This window comes from Spirosoma migulaei (assembly GCF_054776855.1).
On record NZ_BAAHBG010000002.1, the window covers coordinates 553,632 to 566,816 of the forward strand.

Consider the following 13,185-nt stretch of genomic DNA (forward strand, 5'->3'; position numbering starts at 1 on the left):
AAATTAGTTGCCAAAGAGGGTTAACTCTACGTAAATTTTAGACTTATCAGCTGGGTTAGCAAAAGGCATCTTCAATGTGTTTTACCCGGAGCTCGTTTCCCGAAATAGTTACGGCAATAATGTCAAATCGGATGTCATGCAGCCAGTCGTTGGCGAAAATATACTGTTCTGCGGCCTTCATGACCAATTTCGCTTTCGTATAGGAGACAAACTCCTCGGGGTTACCGTAACTGAGGTTCGTTCGCGTTTTTACTTCCACAAATACCAACAGTTTTCCTCTTTTGGCGATCAGGTCAACCTCAGCATGTTGGTATCGATAGTTTCGGAACATGATTTCGTACCCTTGCTCTCGGAGGTAGCGGCATGCTTCAGCTTCGCCCTGCTTACCTGTTTCATTGTGTTGTGCCATTTGTTTTCAATAAGGTCACAAATAACGACAATCGAACGAAACTTACCGACCTCATTGTTAGCAAACTAGCGGAAGACTTTTCCGTCCAGGATGAAATGAATAGTCGCGTTAATAAACAAGTTGAAGTTCGGGCATTAGGGCTGATAGAGTATCAGGCTGCCTGGGATGAGCAGGAACGCCTGTTTTCCACGATTGTTAGCCAGAAACTACTAAATCGAACCTGCCCTGCCGACGAGCAGCAACCGACCCCAAATTATTTGCTGTTCTGCGAACATCCGCCTGTATATACGCTCGGTACCAGTGGGCATGCCGAAAACTTGCTGGTTGATGAAACCCGGTTAGCCACTGAGCTTGGTGCGGCGTTCTTTAAAATCCGCCGGGGTGGCGATATTACGTTCCATGGTCCTGGTCAACTGGTGGGTTATCCAATTCTGGATCTGGATAACTTCTTCACCGATATACATCGGTACATGCGTCTGCTCGAAGAGAGTATCATTCTGACGCTTGCCGAGTATGGGCTGGATGCCGGACGAATTGACGGGTTAACAGGTGTTTGGCTTGATTATGGTATGGGTGCTAATCAGCGGCCCCGAAAAATTTGTGCAATGGGTGTAAAAGCCAGCCGTTGGGTAACGATGCACGGATTTGCGCTGAATGTGAATACAGATTTAGGTTATTTTAACCATATTGTCCCCTGCGGCATTACTGATAAGGCAGTTACGTCACTGGCGGCTGAGTTAGGGCATGATGTATCACTGGATGAAGTGGCCAATCATGTTCAACGCCACCTGGCCGCTTTGTTTGAGATGGAATTAATAGAGGGCCGGGCTGGCGTACCCGTAGATGCCCGTAGTTGAATGGCGGTGGAAATCCGTGCTATATTGAATGAAAAAAGACATTAATTTTTTGCCGGTTGAGGGCGTACAGATCGTTATCGCCCGGAAAGAGAATATCGTTAGTGGTTACGATTGGCAGGTATTTTTGATCAACCAGAACGATGTACCCATCAAAACTGTGTTTGTTACGTCGAAAGGGTACGGATTGAAAAATGACGAAGAGCAGAAAACATCCGTATTGCGGCATTTCTTTGTCGAGGTTCAACCGGGCGCCTACGAGGTTGTTGAAAGTATCATGCCCGATGTATTTCACCTAAACAATGAGTATTGGGTAAGTTATTTCATCGGCGACCAGATTTTCGATAAGAAGTTTATCTTCGTGCCAGACAGCATCGTAGAAGAAAATCTGGTACCTGTACCTGCATTAGGGCTAGAGGGAATTTTACACGCATGATTTCTTGACCCCTAAATCGTATGGCCCAGCCCACTTCCTGGAAACGTCGGCTTAAAAACCTTCTGTTTATTGACCTTAAAACGGTGGCAGGCGAGCCGTCGCTGCTGTCCGTTGAGCCGAGGTTGCAGCGGCAATGGGAAGAGAAAAGTCGGTATTTCAAAAACGATGATGAGATGTCGGCGGCTGGCTGGTATGACCGACGAGCCTCGTATTTCGCTGAATTTGGTAAGATTATCTGTATCGGCGTGGGCGGTTTGTTTTTCGATGACGACGACAAGCCGCATCTGAAGGTCAAGCTAATCAGCAATGATGATGAGTTAGCTCTCTTGCAGGAGTTTCTGGTTATTGTGAACCGCTATCCGCCCGGAGAGCTAACCTTATGCGCACACAACGGCAAGGAGTTTGACTTCCCCTATCTGTGTCGCCGATTAATGGTAAATGGCCTGCCACTTCCGCCTGCTTTACAGATTTCAGGCAAGAAACCCTGGGAAATTCCGCATCGGGATACGCTCGAACACTGGCAGTTTGGCGACAAACGGCATTTTGTGCCGCTCGATCTGCTGGCCGCTGTCCTAAATATTCCAACCCGCCCACTCGAATGGACCGGCGACCGTACCAGTGAAGTGTATTACCGCGAACACGACTGGCCCCGAATTGAGCAGTACGCCCGCGATTCGATGGTGATGCTCGTACAGGTCTATTTGAAAATGGTGGGTGCCCCGCTCGTGGCCGACGAGCATATTGTATTAAGTGATTGAGGTTTTAGAAATGAATAATATTTAATGGATAATGTAAAATGAATAATGGACAATGCGTTAAGCTACCTATGCACATTATCCATTATTCATTTTACATTACTCATTAAACAACCTCTATCCACACTGTATTTAAACATTTTAGCCTGACGAATGAGTTAGGCAAACAACATGAGAGGAAAACCAAAACAAGATAAATATTCTAAGCCCTCATCTGGTAAACCCAGTACGGGGCAGTCGCCAACGACTCGCCCGCGTGAGAAAGGCTTTGAGAAATCAACGAAGGTAAGGCCCGGTCAGGTAAGGCCTATTCAACAGGCCGACTCCTTTTTAGATGAAATGAAAAACGACCTGCTGGCGTTTTTTCAGATTAACGATGAACAATCCTTTACGCAGGAGCAGGTACTCGACCATTTCGGTACGGGCGACCGACGCATGAAACTTATCATGCACGGTCTGATCGGTGAATTGACCGAAGAAGGCGCTTTAGTGCGACAATCCGACGGTAGCTACCGGGCAGATGCCAATGCAAACCTGATTGACGGGGTTGTTGATCACGTAAATTCACGCTTTGCATTCGTTATCCCCACTACGGCCAGTGGTATTCGGGGAGATCGGGATAATGATATCTGGGTTTCGACCGATGACCTCGCCGGAGCGGTTGATGGCGATCGGGTTCAGGTAGTTCGCTTTTCGGACTCCCGTAATCGCGCCCGCCGGGTTGAAGGGAAAGTGGCCCGTGTCGTTGAACGAGGTCGTGCTGAGTTAGTTGGCCGTATTGAAGTCTGGCCAACTTATGGCTTTGTTGTTCCTGACAGCAAGAAGATTTACGACGACATTTTCATTCCTAAAGAGAAACTTGGCGGGGCTGCCGATGGCGAAAAGGTTATTGTTCGGCTTACGAAATTCCCTGATCCCGACAGCCACAAACAACGTTTTGCGGGCGAAGTGATTACGGTGTTGGGAATGGCCGGGCAGAACAATACCGAGATGCACGCCATTCTGGCGGAATTCGGGCTGCCTATTGTATTCCCGCAGGATGTGGAACAGGAGGCCGAGACGATCCCAACCCAAATTCTGGATAAGGATATTGCCAATCGCCGTGACATGCGTGAGGTAACCACCTTTACCATTGACCCCGTTGACGCTAAGGATTTCGATGATGCCTTGTCTGTACAAGTGCTTGAGAACGGCAACTATGAAATTGGCGTACACATCGCCGATGTAACGCATTACGTGTTGCCTGGTTCGAAGCTGGAAGCAGAAGCTTACAAACGGGCCACCTCCGTTTATTTGGTAGATCGGGTTGTACCGATGCTTCCCGAAAAACTGTCGAACGGTCTTTGCTCGCTCCGGCCTAACGAAGATAAACTGACGTTCTCGTCTGTATTTGAGCTGACACCGAATGCCCAGATCGTGAAGGAGTGGTTTGGTCGGACTATTATTCATTCAAATCGGCGGTTTGCCTACGAGGAGGCCCAGGACATTCTGAATAACAGTAATGGCGATTACCTGGAAGAACTCCGATTGCTGAATGAACTAGCCTACAAACTCCGCGACGAACGGTTTAAAAACGGAGCTATTAACTTCGAAACGGTTGAAGTGCGGTTCCGATTAGATGAAAACGGAGTCCCGTTGGCTGTATACCCTAAAATCCGGCAGGACACGAACAAGCTGATCGAAGAGTTTATGCTGCTGGCCAACAAGCGAGTAGCTGAATTTGTGCATTCGCTGTCAAAGCGCAACAAGAATGGCGAAGAGAATACGATGGTGTATCGCGTTCATGAAGGCCCAGCCGAAGACAAGCTCCGCAGCTTTTCAGATTTCGCTCGTAAACTAGGGTACAAACTTAATGTAGACGACGAGCATTTATCCAGTTCGATGAACCGCTTTATGGCGAGTATTGAGGGCAAACCGGAAGCGGGTATGCTCCAGCAACTGGCCGTTAGAACGATGTCGAAAGCCCGGTATAGTACGGAAGATTTAGGCCACTTTGGTCTGGCATTTAAGCGCTACTCGCACTTTACCTCGCCCATTCGTCGCTACCCCGATATGATGGCGCACCGGTTGCTTCAACATTACCTGGATAAGGGCAAACCGGTTGATCGCGAAGAGTATGAAGACAAGTGTCGTCATTCATCGGAGCGGGAACGCATGGCTGCCGAAGCCGAGCGGGCCAGCATCAAATACAAACAGGTTGAGTTCATGAGCCGAATGGCTCCCGATCAGGTATTTGAGGGCGTTATTTCGGGCGTTACGGAGTTCGGTATTTTTGTTGAGATCACGGAGAATAGTTGCGAGGGTCTGGTTCGGATGCAGGACCTTAGTGACGATTACTACGAGTTCGATAAAGACAATTATCGGATAATTGGTCAGCGCCATAAGAAAATGTACACTTTTGGCGACCCCGTTGTTGTCAAAGTAAAAGATACCAATCTGGCGCGCCGGAGCATGGACTTTGCCCTGGTGAGCGACAAAGCAGGTCGTGCAACGGATGCAGACACGCGGGGGTTGGGCTCAGACAAAGGCAAGGACAGTCGCAGCTCACGTTCCGGTAGTTCCAAAGGAACATCTGCGTCGTCTTCCCGTCGGTCTGGCAATGCAAGCTCCAAACAAGGTGTTGCGGCAAAAGGTGAAAACCGGCGTGGTGGACGCGGGAGACGGTAAAAAGTAAAGACTTGTTTAGTAACGGGCTTGCGTTTTAGTGCAGCAATCTGCTATATTTGCACTCCCAAACGGGAAACGTCTGCTTCCGTAGTTCAATGGATAGAATTTCGGTTTCCGGTACCGACGATAGGGGTTCGAATCCCTTCGGGAGCACAAAAAAGTAGAAAAATGGCCTATACGCAGTGTATAGGCCATTTTTTGTTTTATTCGTATTTTCCCTGGCTGATCGCTCCCGAACATTCTTAAATGAGATTATGTGAAATAGGGCGGTACCGATCCTCCTGTATAACTACGTTGCAATTGATGGAAATAGGGTTCGGATACCCGTGACGTTATCCTGGCCACCTGATTTTTCAGCCATTTATTGACCACCTTCTCAGAACACCATACGAATAGGGTGCTGGTGTAGACTTCAACTAAGGATACATACGGCCAGGTATAACTTCGTATCCTGTTATCGAACCTCATGGCGACACATTAATCTTGAAGGATTATATAGGTCATAGGGATATTGGTACTATAATAACGTCTATATCAGCGAAGGGTGAAAAAGAAAAAATAAATGGGTTTGATAAGCTACTCCCGCAGTAAAAAGAAGAACTTAAGCCGATCAGAACACCTAAGTATATAGCTGTACTGATCATCTAGGAATGTACTTTTATGAACGCCTTCTCGCGTCGATTTATATTAAGGATGGATGGTAAAAAAGCCTGGCAGTTGCTAGGCTTTTTCCTTTCAAGCAGATTTCATTTTATATAATTATTCTATACTCATGCAATCTAAATTTATAAAATATCAAAGGCAAATTTATAACCTGTCAAATTAAATCAATAATAGAAGATTCAGATTGAATAATATTATCAATATACTGTTCTGCTTCAGACAGTTGTCCCTTTAGTTGAGTTAAGAAATTATTAATAAGGTTAAGAAAAGCATCTAACTCCGGTTTTGGTATCCACTCTATATTAATATTTTGATCGCTAAAGTCAATATGAAAATCTGTATCTAAAACAGGGTCATCATCTAAGTCAGTATGTTGTAAGTCCACTTTCTTTAACATATCACTCGGAACTCTATAACCCTTTTGGTTGAAAATTTCCCAAAAATTTTCATAATTTTGATTTGTTATTAAATCGTATTTATTTGTATCCTTGCTTATCAAATTTATAAAATAAATTTTACCATTATCATCTGTACGTGCTCTTCCCCATAGTGTATAAATAGGGATAATTTTAAAATATGCATTAATTTTTTTTGAATTATTGTTAGCGTTCTCTAAAAGATTAATTGCTTCTTTTAATAAGGGTATATAGACATAGTTATAATAAGAAAAGTAATCTAGTTCCTTGCATAGACCTAAAAGACTTTGAACATAATAGAATTGAAATATTTTTTCACCTCTCGAAGAATTGAGGTTTGAAATATATCCTATCTTGGAAATAATTTTCCTATATATTTCCTCTTTATTAATATTGGCGGTTTGAATAAGTGATGCCGTAAAATATTCCTGCATGGTTCGGTGAATGAAAGAGTAAACTCCTTCGTCCTCTACCAAAATGCCTATCGATACCTTTAAATCATCAACAAAGTCGGAAATGTCGAACTCAGGAAAATCATTGAATTTATCTTTTATTTTTTTCCTTGCCTTTGATAAAGTCTTATTTAGATAATCTCTATTAAAAGAATATTCATTTTCAAAAAAACTTAGAAAAGAAAACAATTTAAGAATTTCTTCAAATTGTTGTTGCGATAGGTTTGTCGCAAAATCTCTTTCAAAACCAATTTTCGTTGCTGAATCGTGCTCTCTGAATAATACCTCAAAAACGCGACGATAAAAGGTTGATCTTTTATCCGGAATTGTAGAGTTAACTGAATAAGTGACAAGATAAAGAGTGAGTAATAATGGATTTGATAAATATGTTTCCAAATACACTGTGTTATTATTTTTTAGAAATTCAATAACACTTTCTATGGATTTTTGAGATAATTTTTGTTTTTTTATAAATTCAAATACGTCGTCTCCTATAAGCTCATTTACTGTATAGTTATAAAATCTAGGTAATAATTCTAGGTTTGCACCAGGCCTAGAGGTAATCAGAAATTTATTAGTACTATATTTTTCTACAAATTCATTTATTGAATTAATTACTTTAGACCTTATGTCTCTTTTGATTTCATCAAATCCATCAATCAAAAATATAAATTTGCCGCCATTTAATAATTTTTTAAATATATTTTCATTTTTGAGCTATTTCATTTTCAATAATTTTTCCTTTTACATAACCTTCTAGGTTAAAATTTTCACTAGATATATTTCGCAGTTCTACTAGGATAGGTATACCATATTTTTCCTGTATGGTGCTTAAAAATACATGTTTAATGAGAGTGCTTTTTCCAGATCCTGCGGTGCCAATTACAGTAATAAAATTGCTGCTCAAAAAAAGATCATAAGGTGTGTCGATTAAAATAGGATCAACATTTGTTTGTGTTATTTTCTTTATTTTAACCGGATAGTATATGTCGTAGAATGGAACCGGCTCATGTCTGTGTAAAATATTTTTAATGTATAAAAAATTATTTTCATTTCTCGATAAATAAGCTTCTAAATCATTTCCGAATAATTGCAATGCCTCGCTTTTAATATTACTAAAAGCTCCTTTTGAATTATCAAGAAAATATTTAACAACTACGGGAGATAATAATTTTCCTGTTCCAATTAATAGTGGTATCATAGCTTAGGCTCTATTGTGATTTTATTTAATTTATTAATTGTAAATCTTTCTTTTTATTAATCATAAAAGGTTTTAAAACATTTTTCGAAATTTCATTTTCCTTGTGCAAAAAAACAAAATTAGCTTTCTTTAGAGTCTAAAGATAACAGTTTCTTGTTTTATATGAAACTCGTTTTAGCGGCATTTGAACGAATTTCATATAAAACGTACTTATGTAAACTACGCCCGATACAATTCCACTTCCGTAGGTATCACCTTCTGATCTTTCATCAGCGCCATCTTCATCGATCCCACCACATAATTCATACCCTTAACGTGAACTGAGATAAGAATAATGATTTTGCACTGGGTGATGTAACGTTTGAACCCGGTGCCAGAGCCAGCTGGCATACCCACCCGAAAGGACAGGTAGTACTGGTGGCATAGCGTATTGGCTACCTATAAACTGATTCATATCGCCATTACCAATTACCAGGGAGAGACCAGCGTAGTTTGGGGTAAATCTGTTTCGGATGAAGAATAGACAGAAGCCAGTACATCCTACTAAATAATAACGATCAACAATGAGCAAAAACAAATTACTGTCAGGAATACTTCTTTTTGTTCTCCTAGCATCGACAACGGCCATGAATGCACAGCAGACAACAGCCATTAATCAGGAACTAAACGCGCAGCAGCAACGCATTGTGGCTATATCTGCTCTTGCTGCCACCGGCGATCTGGATGGATTGAAAGCACAATTGGGCGCAGGACTTGATGCCGGTCTTACGATCAATGAAATCAAGGAATTACTGGTGCAACTATATGCCTATTGTGGTTTCCCGAGAAGTTTGAATGGCATCAGTACATTTATGAAGGTGTTGGAAGAACGAAAAGCAAACGGCATTCAGGACCCGATCGGAAAGGAAATCAGATTGACCAACGACCTTTCTGACAACTATGAACGAGGCAGAAAGCTGTTGGAAGTATTGACTAAAACACCGCAGCCAAAGCCCGCACCTGGCTTTGGGGAATTCGCTCCGCGGATAGATGCTTTTTTGAAGGAGCATCTTTTTGCCGACGTATTCGACAGTGATGTGCTTAGCTATCAGCAACGGGAATTGATAACTATAGCTGCCTTAGCCGCCATGCCGGGCGTCGCATCCCAATTACAGGCTCACCTGAAAATGGGGATGAATACAGGCCTTACCGAAAGCCAATTGGTTCAGGTGGCGGGGGTAATTGAAACGTTCATTAGCCGGACACAGGCAAACTCACTCAGGGAAATACTGGCAAAGCCAATCGTCTCTGTCATCGAAACGGATATGATGATACGCATCGCTGAACTTGAGATCGTGCTGGACTATCTGGGCGAATATAAAGCTATCCTGAAAGAAGAAGCGGCCAGATCTGTGCAACTTGAGCCGGGGGTAATTGCCATCTTTCCGATGTATGAGAAAGAAAAACCAACCCAAATCAGGTTAATAGAAGTATATGCTAACCAAGCGGCTTATCAATCGCATTTAAAAACACCCCATTTTCAGCATTATAAAACATCTACTCTGAAAATGGTGAAGTCATTAAAGCTGATTAATATGGCTAGCCTTGACCCTGAAACAATGTTGAACGTATTTGAAAAGTTAAAATGAGCCTTGACTGGTGCTGTGGAAAGTAGAGTCTGCTAACTTAATGGGACGATCCAGTGAGCGTACCGTGCGTTGGAATCCGTTTGCCTGTTTAATTAAACGACTGTCTGAATTCCAGGGGCGAAACATCGGTTTTTGTCTTGAATAATTTGCTGAACGACTGCGGATGCTCAAAGCCTAACTGATAGGCAATTTCACTGACGGACAGCTCCGTGGTCGATAACTTCTCTTTTGCTTTTTCAATCAATTTTTGGTGGATGTGTTGCTGGGTGTTCAAGCCAGTCAGGGCTTTAAGCAACCCACTTAAATAGTCCGATGATACATTTAGGGTTTCAGCAATGGAACTAACAGTGGGTAAGCCTTTCTGGCTAATAGACTCGCTATCAAAATAGACGGCCAATAAGTCCTCCAGCCGATCCAGAATCTGATGATTGGCTACACGCCGGGTAATAAACTGACGATGATAAAACCGGTCCGTATACTTGAGCAACAACTCCAATTGTGCAATCATAACATCCTGGCTGAATTTGTCCAGGTTGGCGTGGTATTCCTGCTCCATATGCTGCGCAATGTCGGTAATCATGGTTTCTTCTTTATCGGAAAGGTGCAGGGCTTCATGGACCGAATAGCTGAAATAATCATAGTGCCGGATGGTTTTTGCCAACGGCGTGTTCCACAAAAAATCGGGATGGAATAGTACCATCCATCCCGAAGGTTCATGGGTTGCGTCTTTGTTAAACTCGATACTTAAAACCTGACCGGGCGCCATGCAAAACAACACGCCTTCATCAAAATCATGGGACTGCTGACCGTATTTCATCTTGAGCTTAAAATTCTTCTTCATCGAGACAGAATAAAAATCAAAGATCAAACTGATCGGCCCATCAATAGACGGACGTTGAAAGGATTCCAAATTGATCACACTGATTAAGGGATGTTCCGGTTTGGGAAGCTCCAGCATCCGGTGATAGTCAGTGATCGATTTAAGCCGGTAAGGTTGCATACTTGTCATAGCTCAATATACCAATATACTGATACTTAGTTGAAATAGATTCCTTGTTCCATATCAGCAAGAAGAGTTGACTGCGTAGGATGCCAATTCAGGCGCTCCTGAGTTAGTTTGCTCGATGCCGGGCAGTCCAACCCTGCGAAACCCGTAAACCACCCAAAATTCGCTGCTGCTGCTTCAGGCGCTATGGGTACCACCGGAATATTAAGGTGTTTGCCAATAGTCTCAGCAATAGTTTTGAATGCAATTGACTCTTCGGCAACCGCATGAAACCTCGCTCCCGTTGCCGCATTCTCTAAGGCCAGCCTGTATAGATGCACAGCGTCCAACCTGTGCACAGCATTCCAGCGGTTGAGCCCATCGCCTATGTATCCCGAAACTCCCTGTTCACGGGCAATGTTAATCAGCATCGGCACAAAGCCATGATGATCACCTTCTCCGTGTACGGATGGCGAAAGACGGATCACCGAAACACGTACACCCCGCGCGGCCACAGCATCCGCTGCCTCTTCCGATAACCTGGGGTGTGCGCCAGGAGTAGGTATCATATCTTCCGTGCCTAAACGCCCCGGACTAACAAGCGCAGTGCCGGAAGTCACGATAAAAGGACGATCCGATCCAACGAGTGCCTCACCGATGGCTTCAATAGCCAGCCTGTCTAGTTCACATACTTCTTTAAACCGGGTAAAATCGTGGATAAAGCCGGCGTGAATGACGCCATCTGATCCGGTAGCTCCACTTCGTAAACTATCCAGATCCTCCAAATCACCCCAATGAACGTCAGCACCCGCTTCGATAAGCGCTTTTGCCGCTGATTCTGAGCGGGCAAGGCCTACCACCTGGTGGCCAGCACCCATTAATTCCTGAACAAGGGCAGAACCAACGAAACCGGTGGCTCCTGTAACAAATACTTTCATAACCTGACGTGTCTGTAAATTGAAATTTGATTTTTTATTGATGCCGTTTACCTGTTTTTATTGACCCAGTGCCACGGCGGCTTGCTGCTATTCCCTAATGAACCGGTGACTACAATCTTTATGTTGCTGCTTGGTTTTGATGGTACAAATATCCAGCGCGGTTAACCTTTAGATGTAGTCAAATCCGGGGTCGTTGTAGTCAAAATAGGAGTGGTTCTGATCAGGTTGTACAATATGACCTGATTGGGCTAATGCTGATTCATGTTGATCTTTTCGTACAGATTATAAGTAGGCTGATTCCAGTATAGGCCCTTCCAGTCAGTTTGCCATCTTCATTTAATCTGCATCTCCTCACTATTGTCACCTTCCTTTGGATATGTTACAATTTCGCACTTCCATAATGCCTTTGCATAGCTGGTTAATTTTCTTTTGTCAAAACACGCTCCCCACCATTCCTTTTTATGGTCATCTGGTTTTTCGTCGTATCGAACTCGATGGCTATACCTACACCTTCTATTCTAAATTTATCCTGGGCCGTCGCTTCGAGTGGAACCGCAGATTGACCGGGCGGCTGCGCGTACAGTGTAGCACCTTCTCTGCTGATCATAAATTTGGCAGGAGCTCCCGGGAATGAATAAGCACCTACGTATTTGTCCAGAATTTCTGGGCTGATAGTGAGGGATTCGAAGGTGGGAATTTGAAAGGGTTTATTGTAGTAAATGTCAATGATGCCATTCATGATATTGACCACCGGGTAAACCTTCGCATTCGTTGTATAGGCGACTGCCAGCTTTTCTTCCGGCAGATAAGCCAGCCATGCTCCGTAGTTGTCGCCCCCGCCCGTGTGCCCATAGAAGGTCTTGCCCGCGAACGTGAAGGGTTCCATGCCCAATCCGTCGCCATCCCGTATCGTTTTCATTTGATTGAGACTCTCCTGAGAAATCAGTTTTCGGTCGAATAGTGCCTGGATGAACTTGATCAGGTCGTTCGGTGTCGAAATAATCGACCCCCCACCAAAAAGGATGCTTGGATGGGTTTCGGGCACCTGTTTCCACTCTCCGAGGTGCCTATAGGTAAGCGCTTCGTTTTTGTTCACATCGATGTTTCCGGTCGCTATGTATGTATCCTTGAGCCCGATTCTTGAGGTGATTCGTTCCTTGAGTGCTTCCTCGTAGGGTTTGCCGGTTAACTTTTCAAGGATAAGGCCCAAAATGGCATAGCCAGAATTGCTGTAGGAATGCTTTGTGTCTGGCTCAAAATCAGGCGTGCCTTTGGCGATGAGGGAGAACAGTTCATCCTTCGTCAGTAGGTTCGTCTTCGACGAGGGGCGTAAATTCCTGTCTAGTAGGGAGTCATGGATACCACTGCGATGCGCGAGTATATGCGCAATGGTAATCTTACTGGCATTGGGGATTTGTGGGAAGAATTTGTCGAGCGTATCGGTTAGCTTTAGCTTTCCTTCCTCAACGAGCTGAAGGATCATTGCAGCGGTGAACATTTTTGTAATCGACCCTATCCGGTAGCGGGTTGTCATGGTCAACGGGTTCTTTCCGGTTCCGTTAATTTGGCTGTAACCGATTGAGCGGCTGTAAAGAACGTTGCCTTCCCTGGCAATGACCAGACTGCCCATTGCCTTATTCTTTTCGGCGAGCTGGTCAAAAAACTGGTCAAGTTTAGCGTTGTCCAGCGTCTGTGCGTAGCTGGCAGTAACTAAAAAAAGGGCCAGTGCGGTTGCGACTAGTAAGTTAGATTTCATGGTGTTAGAAAGGACTTTGAAATTC

The 13,185-nt window shown here is 43.9% G+C and carries 11 protein-coding genes and 1 tRNA gene; 6 read left to right on the forward strand and 6 right to left on the reverse strand.

Annotated elements, in window-relative coordinates:
• Nucleotides 1-55: 55 nt before the first annotated feature.
• Nucleotides 56-409, reverse strand: coding sequence for a YraN family protein (locus ACYVGO_RS03545; RefSeq protein ID WP_460967572.1), 354 nt, complete (start codon nt 407-409; stop codon nt 56-58).
• Nucleotides 410-504: 95 nt separating this feature from the next.
• Here ACYVGO_RS03545 and lipB point away from each other — a divergent pair, with 95 nt between their 5' ends.
• The 5 genes from lipB (at nt 505) to ACYVGO_RS03570 (ending at nt 5,274) form a co-directional block, all read left to right on the forward strand.
• Nucleotides 505-1,266 (forward strand): lipoyl(octanoyl) transferase LipB, encoded by a 762-nt coding sequence (gene lipB / locus ACYVGO_RS03550; protein ID WP_460967795.1) that lies wholly within the window; start codon nt 505-507, stop codon nt 1,264-1,266.
• 28 nt (nt 1,267-1,294) lie between these two features.
• Nucleotides 1,295-1,699: a hypothetical protein gene (locus tag ACYVGO_RS03555; RefSeq protein WP_142770452.1), complete on the forward strand. Its 405-nt coding sequence runs from the start codon at nt 1,295-1,297 to the stop codon at nt 1,697-1,699.
• A 20-nt stretch (nt 1,700-1,719) separates the two neighbouring features.
• Nucleotides 1,720-2,457, forward strand: coding sequence for a 3'-5' exonuclease (locus ACYVGO_RS03560; RefSeq protein WP_142770453.1), 738 nt, complete (start codon nt 1,720-1,722; stop codon nt 2,455-2,457).
• A 168-nt stretch (nt 2,458-2,625) separates the two neighbouring features.
• Entirely contained in the window at nt 2,626-5,121 is a 2,496-nt protein-coding gene (gene rnr, locus ACYVGO_RS03565) for a ribonuclease R (protein ID WP_460967574.1), read from the forward strand.
• A gap of 81 nt (nt 5,122-5,202) precedes the next feature.
• Nucleotides 5,203-5,274: transfer RNA gene (locus tag ACYVGO_RS03570), tRNA-Arg, on the forward strand.
• Between the two features lie 664 nt (nt 5,275-5,938).
• Here the strand turns inward: ACYVGO_RS03570 and ACYVGO_RS03575 are convergent.
• Nucleotides 5,939-7,315, reverse strand: a complete 1,377-nt coding sequence (locus tag ACYVGO_RS03575) for an NACHT domain-containing protein (RefSeq protein WP_460967576.1) — start codon at nt 7,313-7,315, stop codon at nt 5,939-5,941.
• 43 nt (nt 7,316-7,358) lie between these two features.
• Nucleotides 7,359-7,853 carry a hypothetical protein gene (locus ACYVGO_RS03580; RefSeq protein ID WP_460967578.1) on the reverse strand — a complete coding sequence of 165 codons (495 nt, stop codon included), beginning with the start codon at nt 7,851-7,853 and terminating at the stop codon, nt 7,359-7,361.
• Between the two features lie 563 nt (nt 7,854-8,416).
• Here ACYVGO_RS03580 and ACYVGO_RS03585 point away from each other — a divergent pair.
• Entirely contained in the window at nt 8,417-9,481 is a 1,065-nt protein-coding gene (locus tag ACYVGO_RS03585) for a carboxymuconolactone decarboxylase family protein (RefSeq protein ID WP_460967580.1), read from the forward strand.
• Nucleotides 9,482-9,569: 88 nt separating this feature from the next.
• Here the strand turns inward: ACYVGO_RS03585 and ACYVGO_RS03590 are convergent, their stop codons facing one another.
• The 3 genes from ACYVGO_RS03590 to ACYVGO_RS03600 all read right to left on the reverse strand — a co-directional run bounded on the left by ACYVGO_RS03590 (nt 9,570) and on the right by ACYVGO_RS03600 (nt 13,160).
• Entirely contained in the window at nt 9,570-10,490 is a 921-nt protein-coding gene (locus ACYVGO_RS03590; RefSeq protein WP_460967582.1) for a helix-turn-helix domain-containing protein, read from the reverse strand.
• Nucleotides 10,491-10,516: 26 nt separating this feature from the next.
• On the reverse strand, nt 10,517-11,404 hold the full coding sequence (locus ACYVGO_RS03595; RefSeq protein ID WP_460967584.1) for an SDR family oxidoreductase: 888 nt from the start codon (nt 11,402-11,404) through the stop codon (nt 10,517-10,519).
• 418 nt (nt 11,405-11,822) lie between these two features.
• Entirely contained in the window at nt 11,823-13,160 is a 1,338-nt protein-coding gene (locus ACYVGO_RS03600; RefSeq protein ID WP_460967586.1) for a serine hydrolase domain-containing protein, read from the reverse strand.
• Between the last annotated feature and the right edge of the window lie 25 nt (nt 13,161-13,185).